This window comes from Leptolyngbya sp. CCNP1308 (assembly GCF_034932455.1).
In the GTDB taxonomy this organism is placed as follows: domain Bacteria; phylum Cyanobacteriota; class Cyanobacteriia; order Phormidesmidales; family Phormidesmidaceae; genus Nodosilinea.
On sequence record NZ_JAYGIH010000083.1, the window covers coordinates 1 to 18,495 of the forward strand.

Consider the following 18,495-nt stretch of genomic DNA (forward strand, 5'->3'; position numbering starts at 1 on the left):
GACCCGTTGCCCCAAACACTGATTGACCAGGCCGATCGGGCGCTTTATAGGGCTAAGCAGCAGGGGCGCGATCGCTTCCAGGTGTTCGGCACTGAGCCGGCACAACACTCGTGACGTTCCATAACGGGTTTGCTCCCAGCCTGCTCCACCAATACTTCTATAGAACCCTTGTATGGAGAGGGTTTCCATGATTTATGTACAGTTGCGCGCGCAGGCAACTATTCAACCTACCCTGCCCTGATGCCTTCGCATTCCCACTGACCTCGTACTTGGTGAGTAGACGGAGCAAAAAACGAGGTTGCGATCGCCCGCTATTAAGATGGCTGCATCCCGATGGTGAGTGCCGACCAGTAGCGCTACGTCTTCCTCGTGCTCAACACCCCGGTGCTCGACAGCGCCTCCGGTCAATCCATCCCGGCTGTGAGGCAAGGTTAGGAGCCCCATTAACCCAGCAAAGCCCGTCCCTCTGCATCGCAATGGGAGCCAGGGCAAGCGTTGCCGCCTGCCCTTGAGATTACTCAATACATTTGCAAAGTAAATACATTGAAATTTAGCTATACAAAAAACTGATGCAACAGTTTTGAGATTGACATTTTACAAAACTTGCCCTGTGAGCAACCATTGAGCCATTCAGATCGTAATCCCGATGAGGATAGAGATAACTCATGGTTGCTCTCACAGATTTGCGCCCGGAAGCCCTGCCCCAGGGTCGGCTGAGTGTTCAGGTGGCGGATATTGCCGCTGATTCGACAGTGCTGCGCTGCCTCGATTGGGATCGCGATCGCTTTGATATTGAGTTTGAGTTGCGCAATGGCACTACCTACAACTCGTTTTTGATTCGCGGTGACCGGACAGCCCTGCTCGACACGACCCACGTCAAGTTTCGGGATCTATACCTGGCGGAACTGCGCGGACAGGTCGATCTGGCGGCGATCGACTACCTGATTGTCAACCACACCGAGCCTGATCACAGCGGCCTGGTGGGCGACCTATTGACCCTGGCTCCCCAGATCACGGTGGTGGGCTCGAAGGTGGCGATTCAGTTTTTGCAGAATCAGATCCATCGGCCCTTTGCGGCCCAGGTGGTGAAGAGCGGCGATCGCCTCGATTTGGGCCAGGGCCACGACCTGGAATTTATCTCGGCCCCCAACTTGCACTGGCCCGACACCATGCTCACCTACGACAGCGGCACCCAGGTGCTGTACACCTGCGATGTGTTTGGCCTGCACTACTGCGACGATACTTTCTACGATGAGATGCCGGCGCTGCTAGAGGCCGATTTTCAGCTCTACTACGACTGCCTGATGGGGCCAAATGCCCGGTCAGTGCTAGCGGCGCTGAAGCGGATGGAACCGTTCTCGATCAGTCAAATTGCCACTGGCCACGGCCCCCTGCTGCGCCATCACCTGGCCGACTGGACGGGGCGCTATCGCACCTGGAGCGAGGCCCAAGCTAAATCTGAACCCTTTGTGGCGATCTTTTATGCGGGAGAGTATGGGCACAGCGATCGCATTGCCCACGCCCTGGGCCAGGGCTTGCTCAAAACTGCCACCGCCGTTGAGCTGGTAGATTTGCTCGATACGGATATCTCTGCCGTGCGGGAACTAGTGACCACTGCCGCTGGCCTGGTTTTAGGCATGCCGCCCCAGTCGGCCCCCGGTCTAGAGCCGATTCTCAGCACAATTCTCGCAGCGGCCCACCCCAAGCAGGCGATCGGGCTATTTGAAACCGGCGGCGGCCAGGATGAGCCGATTTTTCCCCTGCGCAATCGGTTTCAGGAGCTGGGCCTGCAACCGGCCTTTGAGCCCATTTTGATTAAGGCTGCACCCACTGAGGCCACCGACAAACTCTGCGAAGAGGCGGGCACCGACCTGGGCCAGTGGGTCAACTGCGATCGCACCCAAAAGCAAGGCCAATCCCTAGATTCGGGGTTAGATCAGGCCCTGGGTCGGCTCAGCACGGGCCTCTATATATTGACCGCCCAAAAGGGCGACGTCAGCAGCGCCATGTTGGCCTCCTGGGTGATTCAGGCCAGCATTCAGCCCCCCGGCCTGGCCGTCGCAGTAGCCAGGGATCGCGCCATCGAATCGCTGCTGCACGGCGGTGACACCTTTGTGCTCAACGTGCTGGAAGACGGCAACTATCAGCGGCTGATGAAGCATTTTCTCAAACGCTTCCCCCCTGGCGGCGATCGCTTCGAGGGGGTGTCTATCTACGCCGCCGAAAACGGCTCCCCCATTTTGGCGGAATCTCTAGCCTACCTGGAATGCACCGTCACTCACCGCCTAGAAGCGGGAGACCACTGGGTGATTTACTGCACCGCTGGGGCCGGGCGGGTAGCTAAACCCGCTGGCCTGCCGGTGGTGCACCACCGGCAGGCCAGCAATCACTATTGACCTCACCATCCCACTAACCCACTAGGTAATTCCTATGCAAACTCTCCCCACCTCCTCCCGCTGGGCCACCTGGCTAAACGGCAACTATGTCGTGCGTCTGCTTGAGCTGGTTCAAGACCTGATCGTGATTTCTCTCTGCATTGGGCTGTTTGGCTTCATGGTGATGCAGTTGCGAGAGATGTTTCTCTCACTGCTGCCACCCCTCAATTTTCCAGAGGTGACCTCCGACATTCTCTTTTTGCTGATCTTAGTCGAGCTGTTTCGGCTGCTGATTATTTATCTGCAAGAGCATCGGGTCTCCATTGGCGTGGCGGTAGAGGTCTCTATTGTGTCAGTGCTGCGGGAAATTATTGTGCGGGGCGTACTCGATACCCCCTGGACCCAGGTGCTAGCCAGCTGCTCGTTCTTAATCGTGCTAGGCGGATTACTGGTAATTCGGGCCTGGATTCCGCCTACCTTCGACGGCATTGACCCAGAACAGGAGGTTTCGCGTCGCCACCGGATTCGCTTTGCCCACGACATCGCCGAACCAGAGATGGCCAAGTCACCCCTTCATTAACCAAACTTGCAGCAGCATCCCCACCCGCTTAGCCATACCAGAATTGCCCCATCCCAAATCGCCAAGCCAAAATCCGCAATTGGTATAAACCATCCCTACCCGTGCTTTTCCCATGACCTTAACTACCCCTTCAGCCTCTCTCCCCACCACGTTTCGCTCCCGCGATGTGCAAGTCGCGGCCATTGGGCCTCAGTCTCAGGTACTGCGATCGCGCACCTGGGACCGACTCAAGTTTGAGGTGGAATATAGCCGCCAGCGGGGCACTACCGCCAATGCCTACCTAATTCAGGCCGATAAAATTGCCCTGCTCGACCCCCCCGGCGAATCGTTCACCGACCTCTACCTAACAGAACTCCAGCATCAGATCAATCTCTCGCAGATTGACTACATCGTCACCAGCCATGTCAATGCCAACCGGCTGACGACGTTAACCCAGCTCCTAGACCTAGCTCCTCAGGGCCAGATTATCTGTTCGAGGGCGGCGGCTAACACTCTTAAGATTGCCTTGGGCAACCGGGCCGACCGACTTTGCCCTGTGCGCTCTGGAGATACCCTGGATTTGGGTCAGGGCCATGTGCTGGAGTTCATTCGCGTGTCCACGCCCCGCTGGCCTGATGGGCTGTGCACCTACGACCCAGCTAGCCAAATTCTCTTCAGCGATAAGCTGTTTGGTGCCCACTGCTGCGACGATGCCCTTTGGGATGAGCAGTGGCGGCAGTTGGAAGACGATCGCCGCTACTATTTCGACTGCCTGCATAGCCCCCAGGCTAAACAGGTGGAAACGGCCCTAGAGCTATTTGAGCCCCTGGCCCTCAAAACCATTGCCCCCGGCCACGGCCCCCTGGTGCGCTACAGCCTCAGCCGACTCCGGCAAGACTATCGCCAGTGGTGTCAACAGCAGGCCCTGCAGCCCCTGCGGGTGGCACTGCTCTATGCCTCGGCCTATGGCAATACGGCCCGGCTGGCCGCTTCGATCGCCCAATCTCTCAACGCCGCCCAAATCGCCGTAGAGGCCATCAACTGTGAGCAGGCCGACCCCAACACTCTGATCGACACCCTCAGCCGGTGCGATGGTTTCATCATCGGCTCCCCCACCATAGGGGGCCATGCCCCGGTGCAAATTCAAACCGCCCTGGGGTTGATCTTGACCAATGTGCCCAAAACCAAGCTGTCTGGGGTGTTTGGCTCCTACGGCTGGAGCGGCGAAGCCATTGATGAGCTGGAACAAAAGCTTAAAGATGCCAACTACCCCGTTGGCTTTAAGCCCCTGCGGGTGCGCTTTAGCCCCAATGATGCCGCCCTAGAAGCCTGTACCGTAGCGGCAGCTCAGTTTGCCCAGCAGTTGCGCAAGCGCCAGAAGCAGCAGGAGGCTCGGCCTGCGATCGCCGCCGCCGCCCAGAGCGATCGCACCGCCCAAGCCCTGGGGCGACTGATTGGTTCCCTGTGTGTCGTCACCACCCAAACCGATGGCAGTCACACCGGACTGCTGACGGCCTGGGTAGCCCAGGCCAGCATTAGCCCCCCCGGCCTAATGCTGACCCTGCCTGGGGAGGCCCCTGAAACCAGTCAGTTCCGCCCCGGCAGCGGCTTCGTGCTGAATATCCTCAAGGAGGGGCGGGCGGTGCGCCGCCATTTCTCGGCCCAGGGCTACTCCACCGCCGCCTTTGACCACCTGCCCTTTGAGGCAGCCACCAACGGCTGCGCCATTCTCACCGATGCGCTGGCCTACGTGGAATGCACCGTTGTCGAACTTTCCCCCGTGGGCGACCAGGTGCTGATCTACGCCACGGTGCAGCGGGGTGAGCTGTTTGACAACAGCGGCATGCCTGCTATTCAGCACCGTCCAGCAGTCCATTGCGCCTGACTAACCCCTGATTCTTCTAACCCTGACCTTTCCAATGAATAAACTCCACCACACGACTCAAGAAGGCTGGGCGGTCCATATCTACGACTGCGATCGCCGCCTGCTCTGCACCCTCGAACCCTCCCACGGCTGGATGTTTATGGCTGGCCTTGCCCTCGGCCTCACCCTGGGAATCATCGGCTATAACCTGCCCCAGGAGCCCGCAGCGGTGCCCCCCCAAGCTCCCAAGCTCGACATCGTGGCACCGCTGCAAATCGATTGATTTCGCACGAGCTATCCCAGATTGGCGACCCTCCACTACCGAGCCATGAATGGTAAGAAAACCTGATGATAGATAACAAAAAGCTATATACATAACCTATTGATATTTGCTTAAATTATCAATAGACTGAAGACAGTTCACGACACCCCAGGAAATCATCCACCATGAGTTTGACCACCACCCTATCGAGCCCCAGCACCACGTTCCAGCGCACTCTGGCATCTCGTTTGCAAGTTGCCCTTGAGCATGCCCGCCGCCTGACCGCTCTATATGGCACCACCAATCAAGACGTTGCGATCGCCTGGGAAACCGTCGAAGAACTGACGACGGCGCATCACCGCCAGGTAGCCCACCAGCCAACAGCATTTAGCCAGTACTGCATGGCTAACCCCAATGCCCCTGAGTGCCGCATCTACGAAAGCTAGAAGCAGCGGTCGAGCACGTTAACTCTCTCCCTTCACAGCCTGGGCGGAAACAGCAGTTTCCGCCTTTTTTGTGTCTACGGGACTGAAGGTGCGATCGCCCTCCGCAGCCAGTCAAAATATTAATTGAAACTATTTCAGGATCTCTATTCAATAAGCTCAGCTTATTTTTCGCATTGGGAATTGCAGTGGAATTTTGTGGTTTTTAGGGGTATGCAGCTGGAGAAAAGAGTATAGACTCAGTGACATGGAAAAAAAGTTTAGGATTTATAAAAGTAAATTCTAGGCAATCGGCAGCCTCGCTACGGGAATGCCCGAGTTTGCCACCCAAAGGGGTGAGTCGTCTGGCCCAAGGCGATCGCTCCCAAGCCTTTAAACCACTGTTCACATCATTTACAGCGCCCCTAGCCGGAGGCGTTAAAAGGAGTTTCAATGTCCGATTTTTCGCGTCGTAAGTTTCTGGTTACCGCAGGGGTAACAGCGGCCAGTTCGATCTTGATCAAAGGCTGTGCGGGCAACCCCCCCTCGGCTACAAACAGCACTGCACCGGCAGCCACCGCCGCCCCCGGTCCCGTGGCCACCAATGACACGCCTGAAACCACCAAGGTGAAGCTGGGCTACATTCCCATCGCAGAATCGGCCCCGCTGATCATTGCCCAGGAAAAGGGCTTTTTTGCCAAGTACGGCATGACCGAGGTAGAAGTCTCCAAGCAGGCCAGCTGGGCCTCGGCGCGGGATAACGTCACCATTGGTTCTGCGGGCGGCGGCATTGACGGTGGCCAGTGGCAAATGCCCATGCCCCACCTGCTCAGCGAAGGCATTATTACCGACGGCCAAAAGGTGCCTATGTACGTGCTGGCCCAGCTCAACACCCAGGGCAACGGTATTGCCGTCTCCGGCATCCACACTGGCAAGGGCTTGGGAATAGACCTATCAGGGGCCGCCGACTACATCAAAGGATTTCCCAGCAGCCAGGGCCGCAAATTTAAGGCCGCCCACACCTTCCCCAACGTCAACCAAGACTTTTGGATTCGCTACTGGTTTGCCGCAGGCGGCATTGACCCCGACAACGACATCGACCTGCTCGCCGTGCCCTCGGCAGAAACGGTGCAGGGCATGCGCAACGGCACCATGGATGCCTTTAGCACCGGCGACCCCTGGCCCTATCGCATCGTTGCCGACGACATTGGCTTTATGTCGGCCTTGACCCACGAACTTTGGGCCTTTCACCCCGAAGAGTACCTGGCCATTCGGGCCGATTGGGTTGACGCCAACCCCAACGCTACCAAAGCCCTGCTGAAAGGGGTAATGGAAGGCCAGCAGTGGCTGGATGACCCGGCTAACCGGCCCGAAGCGGTGAAAATTTTGGCGGGTCGCAACTACTTCAATGTTCCAGAAGAAATTTTGAACCCACCCTACAAGGGCGAGTACACCATGGGCGATGGCAAAGCCGACTTGAAGGACATCAACGCTGGCCCGCTGTACTGGACTGACCCCAAAGGCAGCGTGTCTTATCCCTATAAGAGCCACGACCTGTGGTTCTTGACCGAGAGCATGCGCTGGGGCTTCCACAAAGACAATCTCACTGATTTCGACACTGCCAAGCGCATTGTCGATGCGGTCAACCGCGAAGACATCTGGCGCGAAGCCGCCACCGAAGCCGGGTTTACCGCCGCCATTCCTGCCGATACGTCGCGCGGCATCGAAACCTTCTTCGACGGCATCAAGTTTGACCCCGCCAACCCTGAGGCCTACCTCAACAGCCTCAAGATTAAGCGGGTCTAGGAAGGAGAGGGGTAGATGAGTAGACGGGTGGATGGGTAGGCGGGTGATCGGGCCCAACGACCCACACATCCACACATTCACCCATCCACCCCTTCTCCTCCCCTCAGTACTGGTTCAGAGAGAGATGACAGAGGCGAGAGCATGGGGTCTCCCTCCCAACAGCAGCCCCATTCCCCCTTGCCTCGGTGTCTGAACCAGCCTGCCTCGGTCGGTCTCCCCAAAGAAAGGCCGAGGTGGGTTTCCTCCTCAAACCGTTTGTGATCCTTTTCCTTTAACCCAGGTACAGCAGCTATGGTGACTCACCCTCAAGTTCGCAGGCAGGCGCGTCCTAACTCGGTTCTGTCTTCGGTGCAGCAGTTTTGGCAAAAGCGCGGCGCTGACCTGGTTCTTCCCCTTGTCGGTATTGCGGTATTTTTAACGGTCTGGCAGCTGGTGTCGTGGTCAGGAATGACCCGATTGCCTGGGCCGCTGAGTTTGTGGACTGATACCCGCACCCGCGAGCTGTTGCTCTACCCGTTTTACGACCTGGGTGGGTTAGATAAGGGCCTGTTTTGGCAAACCTGGGCCAGTTTGGGCCGGGTGGCTCAGGGCTACACCGCCGCCGCTGTGGTGGGTATTGCGGTCGGGGTTTTGGTAGGCACTAGTCCCTGGCTCGATAAGGCCACCTACCCAATCTTTCAGTTTTTGCGGATGGTAGCGCCCTTAGCTTGGGTACCCATTGCCCTGGTGGCGCTCCAGCAAAACCAGCCTGCGGCCATCTTCGTAATTTTCATCACCGCTGTGTGGCCGATTTTAATTAACACCATTGAAGGGGTAAAGCAAATTCCAGAAGATTACAACAACGTAGCTAAGGTGCTGCAACTGTCGCGCAAAGACTATTACTTCAACATTTTGTTTCCCTCGGCGCTGCCCTACATTTTTACCGGACTGCGGATTGCGATCGGTCTGGCCTGGCTGGCGATCATTGCGGCAGAGATTGTGATGTCGGGGATTGTAGGTATTGGCTTTTTTATCTGGGATGCTTACCAGCAAAACTACATCAGCGAGATTATCTTGGCGGTGTTCTATATCGGCTTTGTGGGGCTGCTGCTCGATCGCGCGATCGCCCTCTTGCAAATGAAAATCGCCCCCACCCGCAAGTAGGAAACCCGTAGGGTTATTTAACTTTTTCGAATTTTGGGGGTGGGTATTGCCCACCCTACAGCTCCTACGGCATTACTCTACGACAACCAAGAGGATAGAACGATGAGTTTATTGGTGGCAGTAGATCAGGTAGATAAGGTCTTTTCCCTGGCGGATGGTGGTGAATATATTGCCCTTAAAGGGATTGATTTGACGATTAAAAAAGGAGAGTTTGTCTCTTTTATCGGCCACTCAGGCTGTGGCAAGTCTACGCTCTTAAATATGATCGCAGGGCTGTCATTGCCCAGTTCTGGGGTGCTGACTTTAGAAGGTAAGAAAATTACGGAACCCGGCCCCGATCGCATGGTGGTGTTCCAGAACTATTCTCTCTTGCCCTGGCGTAGCGTGCGCGAAAACATTGCCCTGGCGGTGAACAGCGTCCGTGGTGACCTGCCCAAAGGCGATCGCCGCGCCATTGTCGAAGAGCACATTAACCTGGTGGGATTGCAGCAGGCCGCCGACAAAATGCCCGACCAGCTCTCTGGCGGCATGAAGCAGCGGGTGGCGATCGCCCGCGCCCTAGCCATTCGCCCCAAGCTGCTCTTGCTCGATGAACCCTTTGGGGCGCTGGATGCCCTAACTCGCGGCAATCTGCAAACCCAGCTGATGCGCATCTGCGACGAAAACAACGTCACCGCCGTGATGGTCACCCACGATGTGGATGAGGCGGTGCTGCTGAGCGATCGCATTGTTATGCTCACCAATGGCCCAGGTGCGGAAATTGGCAATATTCTCGAGGTCGATATTCCCCGCCCGCGCCAGCGCATGGAAGTGGTGGAGCACCCCAGCTACTACAGCCTGCGCAGCGAGATCATCTACTTCCTCAACCAGCAAAAGCGGATCAAAAAGCGCCGCGCCCTCAAAACCGCCGTAGTCGCCCGCCACGGCCTAGAGAAGGTAAACCTCGACCTTGGCTTTGTGCCGCTGACCGCCTGTGCTCCGGTAGCGATCGCCAAAGAAAAAGGCTTTTTTGCCAAGCACGGCCTTGACGAAGTTAACCTGGTGCGCGAAACCAGCTGGCGCGGCATTGTCGACGGCATCGCTGGGGGCTACCTGGATGCAGCCCAAATGCCGTCGGGTATGCCCCTGTGGTTTTCCCTAGGTGGCCACAACAACCAGCCGTTGCCTGTAGTCTCGGCCCTGACCATGACCCGCAACGGCAACGCCATCACTCTATCGCGGCGCTTCTACGACCAGGGCATCCACAGCCTGGATGCCTTTCGCGACATGCTGCACCGCACTCCCGAAACTCAGCACCGCATGGGCATGGTGCACCCCTCGTCGATGCACAACCTGCTGCTGCGCTACTGGCTAGCGGCGGGTAGCATCGACCCCGATCGCGACTTGGCTCTGCAAACCATTCCCCCCGCCCAGATGGTGGTGGATCTGAAGAACAATGCGATCGACGGTTTCTGCGTCGGCGAACCCTGGAACCTTCGGGCCGGCATGGACGAGGTGGGCTTTACCATCGCCACGGATCGCGAAATCTACGACGGCCACCCCGGCAAAGTGCTCGGCGTGCGCGAAGACTGGGCCGCTGCCTACCCCAACACCCACATCGCCCTCACCAAGGCCCTGCTCGATGCCTGCCGTTATTGCACCGACCCCGAAAACGAGCTAGAGATTCGCCAGATTCTCTCCCAGCGAGCCTACCTGGGCACCCCAATTGACTACATCCACTTGGGCGCCCCCAACACCAAAGTCTGCGAGTTGCAAAAGCCCAGGCGTGAGTACGCCCACCACCTATTCTTTGGCGACGGGGCCAACCGGCCCAGCCGCACCGAACACCTCTGGCACATGACCCAGCTGGCCCGTTGGGGCGACGTCCCCTTCCCCCGCAACTGGCTCGAGATTCTAGAGCGGATTGTGCGGGTAGACGTCTACAGCACCGCCGCCCGTGAACTGGGCCTGCTCGACACCAAGTTTACCCGAGGCAGCATTCACCTGTTCGACGGCACCGACTTCGACGCTGAAGACCCCATCGGCTACCTCAACAGCCTCGCTATCAAGCGTGACATCACCATCGCCGAGGTGGTACTCGATGGGCGAATGGCAACGCCCACCGCAAGGATCGCTTCGCCAATTGCAGCCTAACCTCCTTGCCAGACGTATTGCTGGCGTGAATGCACCTTACGGGAGCCGGCCAGGTTTGGAACCTCAGAATTGAGTTCCTCCCACACCTCCATCGGCAGAACAGGGGTTTAAACCGATGATCGATCAATCCTTTCCGTTGGAGCCAGGGCGGCGGAACGGCCCTGGACGAAAGGGGTCTGGGGCCAGCGAAATGGCCCCAGCCGTACCTCTGGCTTCCCACCCCCCATCTCCATCCTTCTCAACAACAAACATCTCAACTCTCGAAACATCCCAATCTAGAACTCAGGAGTAAAACCATGCAACCCACTCCCCTTAAACTCAAGTCCCGTCGCCCCGCCCATCCCGAACTGGTGGGCTATAACCAGCCCTCCCCCGATCAGGGCTTTCTGGTCTTTGATCAGGTTTCTAAGGGTTTTCCCACCGCCAAAGGCATATTCCCAGTACTAGAAAACGTCAACCTAACCATTCAACAGGGCGAATTCGTCTGCTTCATCGGCCACTCCGGCTGCGGCAAGTCGACCCTGCTCAGCCTGGTCTCAGGCTTTCAACAAGCCACCGGCGGCTCCGTCACCCTCAACGGCAGGCCCATCCTCAAACCCGGCCCCGATCGCATGGTCGTCTTTCAAAACTACGCCCTGCTCCCCTGGCGCACCGTGTTTGAGAACGTCTACCTAGCGGTGAAAACAGTGTGGCCCAACAAACCCGAGGCCCAAAAGCGCGCGATCGTGCGCGACCACCTGGCTATGGTGGGCCTCACCGAAGCGGCAGATAAAAGGCCCGACCAAATCTCCGGCGGCATGCGCCAGCGAGTGTCAATCGCCCGCGCCCTAGCTATTCGCCCGGAGGTACTGATTCTCGACGAACCCTTTGGAGCACTCGATGCGATCACCAAAGAAGAACTCCAGGAAGAGCTGCTGCAGATCTGGAATGACCACCGCTGCACAGTCTTGATGATCACTCACGACATTGATGAAGCGCTATTTCTGGCCGATCGCCTAGTAATGATGACCAACGGCCCCGCCGCTACCATTGGCGAAGTGATGGATATCCCCTTCGAGCGGCCCCGCGATCGCGACCAAATTATGGAAGACCCCCAGTACTACCAGTTGCGCAACTACGCCCTCGACTTTCTCTATAATCGCTTTGCCCACGATGCAGGAGTCTAGAATGGCTGACCCCCGCGACTGGTTTGCTGGCCGGGTGGCGGTGCTGGCCACCATGCACCGCAAAGAGCAGGCGATCGCCCCCCTACTCGAATCTAGCCTGGGGTTCACGGTGGTTGTGCCTTCAGGGTTTAACACCGACAGCTTTGGCACCTTTACAGGCGACGTCAAACGCCCCGCCGATCAGCTCACCACGGCTCGGCTCAAGGCCGCCTCTGCCCTCCGCCAAACGGGAGAAAGCCTGGCGATTGCCAGCGAGGGCAGCTTTGGGCCGCACCCGCAGATTCCATTTTTGGCCTGTGATCGCGAAGTAGTGCTGCTGCTCGACCACCAGCACCAGCTCGAAATCGTCGGCGAGACCATCTCCACGGACACTAACTACCGCAGTCAAACCGTCCGTAGCCCTGACGAAGCTTTGGCCTTTGCCGAGTCTGTGGGCTTTCCCAGCCATGGCATGGTCGTCAAAGTTGAGGATGTCGGCACCGTTGTCGCCAAAGGCATTACGGTGCCAGAGGTGCTGCTCGCCGCCGTTAAGCAAGCGGTGCAGCAGTCTCCCAGCCACCATGCCCGCATTGAAACCGACCTGCGGGCGCTCTACAACCCCACCCGCATGGGAGTCATTACCCAGGCTACCGAAGCGCTACTCAAAGTCATAGCCCAAGCCTGCCCCGCCTGCGGCTGCCCCGGCTTTAGCGAAGTAAAACGCTGGCCCGGCTTACCCTGTGGCCAGTGCGGCACCCCTACACTGATGCCCCTTTCAGTCCGATACCAGTGCCAGCAGTGCCAGCACCAGCAAGATGGCCCTTGCCCCGACTCACCCCCCGTAGCAGACCCTAGCTACTGTCCCTACTGCAATCCGTAGCACCTCAAAGGGGCACGGCGTCAACTTGATCGATAGTCATATCAGAAGATTAGCCTTGACAGTCCGATGTCAAAGGACTGATTGACACAAGTATGTGAAAAGCTTGCAACCTTATCGGATGCCGAGGAGTGTGCTGCTTTTCATAGTGGAGCTCTACTGATCCCACGACAGTCCTGCTCGTTAGCCCCAGCGGGCGGCTCAGTGATTGGGTCATTACTGGCCCAGACATTGGTTTGGGGGGTGGCAATCCCGGTCTGCTCTAATTAGCCTCGAAGCGGCCCTACTTGTTACTATTTTAGCGGCCTGGCTCATCCCAATCTTCAAAGGTTAAAGAATCTGGGTTCTGCATCTATGCGATTGCAGTGATGGCAGATCGGTTAGTTGCCCGTGCCGCAACCCCTCCACTGTTGAAATTAAGGCTCAAACTCTTGTCCAGTCTTGAATCCAGCCCCCTGATTAGGGGGCATGGTAGAGAGATGACTGAACGGAGCAATCAGGCGTTAAGGAAACTGGCACAAGCCAACATAGTCCACATTTAGGCCACTTAAGATAGCAACTGTCACAGAGCTATTTGGATCACCCCATCAGAATCGCGTTTTTTGGGAAAGAGGGAGCCAGACAAAAACCTCGCCTTAGCGTTCCATCTCGACCTGGCGGGGGCGCTGGGGGGCCTGCGTTGCCTGATGGAGAATCCGATGGGCCTTTTGGATCTGGCCAACATCTTCTACCGTAATGCCCTGGGCCAGCTGCGGTTGCCAAATCCCCTGGTGTCGCTGAAGTCGGAGCAGCTCGCCACGTCCATCCTGGGCGACCAGGGAGATCGTGTCGGTCGATTGGCAAAACGACAGCGTGTAGTGTCGGCCCTTGAGTACCCAGGTGTCAGGCACGGCTTGCTCCATCTGGCCTGCCTGCTTGGCTAGCGTCAGGATGCCTTTCACCTCCGGCACCAGGCGTTCAGCCCACATCATCTGCTCGGCGCTGATCTGCTCCCGCTGCTGCCGCTGTTGGCGTCGTCGTTCAAGGCTGCGAGCGAGTTCATGAGCAAGGCGAGCGAGCGCTCCTGCCCATCGAGATTGCTGCTCACCCGCTGATTTAACTCGTTCAGCTGTGTCACTAAGGCCGATAAGAGTGCCTGCAATTGCCTGGAGCTGTCGCTGCTGCTGCCAGCCTCTAGCCCCTTGAGCAATGCGTTCAAGGTCTGCTGGAGGTGGCTGTGTTCGGTGGTCAGCTGCCTCAGCACCTGCTCCGATTGGGCCTGGTGGCGCACCAAGGACTCGATCTGAGAGCGCAGCTGGGCGTTGTCCTGCTGGAGCCCCGCGATCTGCTGCTGGAGCGGTAGCAAAGCCTGCTGCAACGCGCTCACCAGCGCCTCTGCCAAGATCCCTGGCGGCATCTCGATTGCCCACTGTTGAGGGGGCGGCGGCGGGGGTACTTTCCTGGGTCTGGCCATGGGTAGTCACCAAATTAAATAGCGGGATATAGTCGCTGACGTTCTCCTTGGCTGAGGATCGCTGCGCCTGGCGCAGCAGGTCATCCGGATCGGCGGTGTAGAGCGAGAGCTGGTATTTGGCCCGCGACACGGCCACATAAAATGACTCCTGGCTGGTGGTGGCATCCATCAGCGCCATCACTCGGTCGGCGGTTTTGCCCTGGGCGCTGTAGGTGGTGCTCACCAGGCCGTAATCGACATACTGCAAGCCGGTTAGATCCACAGCATCACAGCGGCCATCGGAGTAGCGAATCTCGGCCTGGCCCTGGGCATCGATGGCGGCCAGGGTAAAGGACTGCCCATTGCGCAGGTTTTGCGACCGGTCGTTGCGCGTCCAGCGCAGGCGATCGCCCACGGCAACGGGGATCGCTTGGCGGGTGTAGACCGTCTTGTTGGGACAGTCCGTTGGGTCAACCTCAACGGTTTGACCGGCTTCATTGGCCAAGGTGAGCCGGTTGCGGCGGGCATCCACCTGGATCACCTGGTAGGGCTGTTGCTTCACCAGTCCCTGGCGTTTGTAGGACTGGTTGACGATGACGATGTCGCCGCTGGCGTAGTGGGCGGCATAGCCTGCCTGGGCCTGGGTCATGTCTTTTCGTCGTAGCGAGGCCAGGGTAAAGCCGTCGGCTCCTAACTGGCCCTGGGTCTGAAGTCCTGAGCGAATCAGGGCGGTGAGGGCCAGGCGCTCTTGGTTGGTTCCGGCAAGCAGCAGGGTTTTGTCGCGCTCTGTCTCGTCGAGGGCCAGATAGTCGGTGGCCACCTGCTGGAGGCGGGCCTCTGGCGATTGGATCGTCTTAATAGAGCCCGCCCCGACCAGGGTTTGAAAGGCGGCTTCCGTCTGGTCGGTGGCCAGCAGGTTAACGGCCTGTTTCAGTGCCGCCGTCTTCTGCCGTCGGGACTCATCGAGAAAGGCGGCTTGAATGCCTCCAGCCTGCAAGCTCTTGAAGGGGTTACCTGCCTCCACCGCCGAGAGCTGGCGGGTATCGCCCACGAGAATGACGCGAGCCTGTCGCTCCACGGCCAAGCTCAGTAGCCCATGGGCATCTTTGGCGGAGAGCAGCCCGGCCTCGTCAATCACCCAGATTTCTCGCTGTCCAGGTGCTGAATCGGGAGCGTGCAGCAGGCTAGCTACGGTATCGGTCGGTAGCCTGGCTTCTTTGCCCAGTACGTTGGCCGCTTCGGCACTGGGGGCAAACCCTCGCACTGAAAAGCCCAGGGCTTCAGCCGATTGCTTGAAGGCCTGCAACACAAAGGTCTTGCCGCTGCCTGGCAGGCCCTGCCAGGCCAACATCTGATCGCTACTGGTCAGGGCCAGGGTGAGCGCTCGCTGCTGACCGGCACTCAGGGGTGGCCACTGCGGCAACTGCTCCTGGAGTTCGTCTTCGCCTAGAATCGGTGCCCACTGGTGCTGCCCCTGGTGCATGAGCTGAATGGTGTCTCGTTCCCGGTGCAGGGCGGCGGTGGTGGTGTACTTGTCCTTGGTGGCCTCGACGGACAGCAGCTCGCCCTGGGCCGAGATCGCCTGGGATAGAGTGGCCAACGGCATTTCACCGAGGGCATGTTCTAGGGCAAAGCGCTCTACCTTCCCCCGGCGGAAGACTGACTCTCGTTCTGAGGCGTGGGCGGTGCCCGCGCGGGCCATCTGGTCTGCCTGATGGTGGGCAGTATTGGATAAATCTCGCTCCTGGTGGGGCACCTCGGGCAGGGTGATGTTCTGGTCATTAACCTGCTGCTGCCAGGCCGCTAGCAACACCTCGCGGGGCACCGCCTGTTTTCGTTTGCGGGTGCGCAGGGTCGCCTGCTTTTTCTGGCTGGCATAGAGCGGGGTGCCCTGTGTTTCGTCTAGGCTTTGCTGCCACTGCTGAAGGTAGGTTTCGATCTGGCGGGTGCGAGTTGAGAAGGTGCCGAGCAAGGTCTGGCTGTAGCCATTCAGCTCAAATTGCCCTTTGCCTTGGGGGTTGATGTCGTAGCCCAGCTGCCGCAGCTGGTAGGCCAGCTCGTTTTGATAGATCTCTCCCAGCAGAATCTGATTGGCCACAATCTCTTCGTTGCTGAGGCTGCGCCAGGTTCCATCCGGCAGCTGGGTAGTGTTCATCACCACGCAGTGGCTGTGGAGCTGCGGGTCGAGTTCGCGGCTGCTGTCGTGCTGAAACACTGCCGCAACGATGTTGCCGGTCACCACGCGCTGCCGTCCTTCGGGGGTGCTGACGCGGGCTTGGGCAAAGCGCTCCTGTAAGACACTTAAGGCGGTATCGACGGCCTGGTTATGGGCTGCAATGACTCGCTCGTCGCCTTGCACCAACCCGGCAATGGAGACACTCTTGGGGGCTGAAAAGGTGTAGTCGGTGGCGGCCCGGTGACGGATGGGATCGATGGCGCGGGCATGGAGACATTCCCCGTTGGGGGCGGTGCCGTGGAGCAGGGCTTTGAAGTCATCTGGCTTGACTTCACCCTGGAGTCCCAGGGTGCTCGCCCCCTGGCCATACCACCGGGCAGTTGAGCGGGCCGCGTCGGTGCCTGCGGTGTAGTAGTCGTCTTTTTCGTAGTAAGTTTCGGCCTGGGCAGCGGAGACCGAGCACATCGATAGCATGGGGCTGCAAGTCCCTCAACAGCGTAGTCCTCCTGGACATAGCCGTCAGCGTAAGGGACAAGCCGGGCAGAGCCGGGGCGCGGGCCGCCCCGGCTCTGCCAATCTCATCGTCTAAAGTCGGGGAGATTGTGCGCCAATCACCGATGTCTGACGCCTCTGCCCCAGCCTGGTCAGCTGGGGCTCGCGTCTAACGCTGATCGCCCATTTCGCTGGAGGAACCCTCTATGGCTACCCATCAACTCTTTATCGACCTTGGGATGTCTGGCACCAAGGCCTGTTTAACCGATGGCAACCGCTGCTACGGCTATGCCTGTCCGCCCAAGGTGGCGGATTTACCGCCCTCGGAGCTGGAGGTGCTGCGTCACCAGGGCCAGGAGTACGGCGGTGGATTAGGGGCTGGAGCCTATCTCCAGTGGAACAATCAGGCCTATGCCCTGGCCGAGGATGCCGAGGGGCGACCGAATAAATCTACAGCCACCCTGCGCAAGAGCACCCTGGCCCATCTCCGCAGCCTGGGCGCGGTGGGGGAAATGGCTCACACCCATCACCTGAAAACTCTGCATCTGGATATCGGCATCGCTCTGCCCTTTGAGGAGTATCTATCCGAGGCTGAGGAGTTAACCCAGCGACTGCAAGAAACGGGGCGCTTTCTCTATCGCGGACAGACCTACGATCTCCAGATCGATAGCGTTAAGGTGCTGCCGGAGGCGGCGGGTCTGGTGCTCTGGCGCAAGCAGCAGCACCATGCTCAGCAGCACCAGGCCAGTCGCCAAAACTATGTCGTACTGATGATTGGCCATCGAGATTTGAGCTTTTTGGTGTTTCGCCAGGGTAAGCCCCCCACGGGGAAGCCCAGTGATTCTGAAAAGTTGGGCTATGTCGCTTTCCTTGAAGCGGTGGCCCAAACCCTCTGTGAGCCGGAGAATCCCTACCTGGTGCAGGCGCTGTTAACCCAGCAGGAGACGGTGCAGTTTCCTGACCAGCCGGGTAAGGTGTTTCCGCTGGCCCAGCGCAGGCAGGAGGCGGAGGCTTTTTACTGGGAGCAGGTGCGGCACCACCTGAGTGAGCATTTTGCTGCCCTTGATTTGACGGAATATGAGGTGTTGATTGGCGGTGGTACCGCATCGACGCTCTTGCGCCCTCATCTGACGGACTACTTGGCGACATTGCCGGGTGCGACGCCCAACTGGCTGCCCGATCTTGCTCAAGAAATGGCGTACCGGCTTCAGGAGGTGACCACGGAAATTGACCAGGTGCGCTTTGCTGACTGCTATGCGGGGGTGAAGTGGTTGGCCACCAGGGCTCACAACACCAGGGCGCTCCAGGAGGTGCGGGCATGAGCCATCGGCAGCGGGTGATCTTGCGCCTGGATGTTGAGGCGGATTCGGACGCAGGGAGGCTCTTTGCCTATCTGAAAACTAACCCAGCGGTATCGCTGCGAGAGTCGGTGCTCAGGGCGCTGAAGGTGTTTTACCTGCCTTGGGCGTTAGAACCAGAGCTTAGCCAGTCGGAGCTTCAGTCCCTGGCTCAAACCCTGCTGGAGGACATGCAGTTGCGCAGTCTACAGATTCAGACCCGGTTTTTAGCGATCTCTGGAGCGCCGCCGGTGCTCGTTGCGGCTCAGTCTCCTGGGTCTACGCCGCTGTCTGCGGCACCGAGGGCGGCGGAGTCGCTGTCGCCGGTGCAGGCTGAACCTGCACCCTTTATTGATGTCGATGTGGATCTGGTGGCGGCGGGCCTGGATGATTTTTAGCCTCGTTCTGAGAGGACACCAGAACCAACTCGGCCACCTAGCCGTCTCTAGGCTAGGTAGGGCACCGCTGGTAC

General features: G+C 58.6%; 13 protein-coding genes. 12 read left to right on the forward strand and 1 reads right to left on the reverse strand.

Going from position 1 to position 18,495, the window contains the following annotated elements; genetic code table 11:
- The first annotated feature begins 665 nt into the window (after positions 1-665).
- The 10 genes from VB780_RS24705 (at position 666) to VB780_RS24750 (ending at position 12,589) form a co-directional block, all read left to right on the forward strand.
- Positions 666-2,396 (forward strand): diflavin flavoprotein, encoded by a 1,731-nt coding sequence (locus VB780_RS24705; RefSeq protein ID WP_323353848.1) that lies wholly within the window; start codon positions 666-668, stop codon positions 2,394-2,396.
- A gap of 34 nt (positions 2,397-2,430) precedes the next feature.
- Positions 2,431-2,955: a phosphate-starvation-inducible PsiE family protein gene (locus VB780_RS24710; protein ID WP_323353849.1), complete on the forward strand. Its 525-nt coding sequence runs from the start codon at positions 2,431-2,433 to the stop codon at positions 2,953-2,955.
- Between the two features lie 112 nt (positions 2,956-3,067).
- Positions 3,068-4,819 (forward strand): diflavin flavoprotein, encoded by a 1,752-nt coding sequence (locus tag VB780_RS24715; RefSeq protein ID WP_323353850.1) that lies wholly within the window; start codon positions 3,068-3,070, stop codon positions 4,817-4,819.
- Between the two features lie 34 nt (positions 4,820-4,853).
- Positions 4,854-5,081 carry a hypothetical protein gene (locus VB780_RS24720; protein ID WP_323353851.1) on the forward strand — a complete coding sequence of 76 codons (228 nt, stop codon included), beginning with the start codon at positions 4,854-4,856 and terminating at the stop codon, positions 5,079-5,081.
- A 164-nt stretch (positions 5,082-5,245) separates the two neighbouring features.
- Positions 5,246-5,506, forward strand: coding sequence for a Calvin cycle protein CP12 (locus tag VB780_RS24725; protein ID WP_323353852.1), 261 nt, complete (start codon positions 5,246-5,248; stop codon positions 5,504-5,506).
- Positions 5,507-5,935: 429 nt separating this feature from the next.
- A complete protein-coding gene (locus VB780_RS24730; protein ID WP_323353853.1) occupies positions 5,936-7,288 on the forward strand; it encodes a CmpA/NrtA family ABC transporter substrate-binding protein in 1,353 nt (450 codons plus the stop codon).
- Positions 7,289-7,579: 291 nt separating this feature from the next.
- Complete coding sequence (gene ntrB / locus VB780_RS24735) at positions 7,580-8,431, forward strand: nitrate ABC transporter permease (protein WP_323353854.1); 852 nt, start codon at positions 7,580-7,582, stop codon at positions 8,429-8,431.
- Between the two features lie 102 nt (positions 8,432-8,533).
- Entirely contained in the window at positions 8,534-10,564 is a 2,031-nt protein-coding gene (locus VB780_RS24740; RefSeq protein ID WP_323353855.1) for a nitrate ABC transporter ATP-binding protein, read from the forward strand.
- A gap of 296 nt (positions 10,565-10,860) precedes the next feature.
- A complete protein-coding gene (locus VB780_RS24745) occupies positions 10,861-11,730 on the forward strand; it encodes a nitrate ABC transporter ATP-binding protein (RefSeq protein WP_323353856.1) in 870 nt (289 codons plus the stop codon).
- A gap of 1 nt (position 11,731) precedes the next feature.
- Positions 11,732-12,589 (forward strand): DUF6671 family protein, encoded by an 858-nt coding sequence (locus tag VB780_RS24750; protein ID WP_323353857.1) that lies wholly within the window; start codon positions 11,732-11,734, stop codon positions 12,587-12,589.
- Between the two features lie 632 nt (positions 12,590-13,221).
- Here VB780_RS24750 and mobF read toward each other — a convergent pair.
- Positions 13,222-16,668, reverse strand: a complete 3,447-nt coding sequence (mobF, locus tag VB780_RS24755; protein WP_323353858.1) for a MobF family relaxase — start codon at positions 16,666-16,668, stop codon at positions 13,222-13,224.
- Between the two features lie 224 nt (positions 16,669-16,892).
- On the opposite strand from mobF, the gene VB780_RS24760 reads away from it, so the two are divergent.
- Positions 16,893-18,008: a hypothetical protein gene (locus VB780_RS24760; protein WP_323353859.1), complete on the forward strand. Its 1,116-nt coding sequence runs from the start codon at positions 16,893-16,895 to the stop codon at positions 18,006-18,008.
- Complete coding sequence (locus VB780_RS24765; protein WP_323353860.1) at positions 18,005-18,421, forward strand: hypothetical protein; 417 nt, start codon at positions 18,005-18,007, stop codon at positions 18,419-18,421. Before VB780_RS24760 ends, VB780_RS24765 begins: the two co-directional genes overlap by 4 nt.
- Positions 18,422-18,495: the final 74 nt, after the last annotated feature.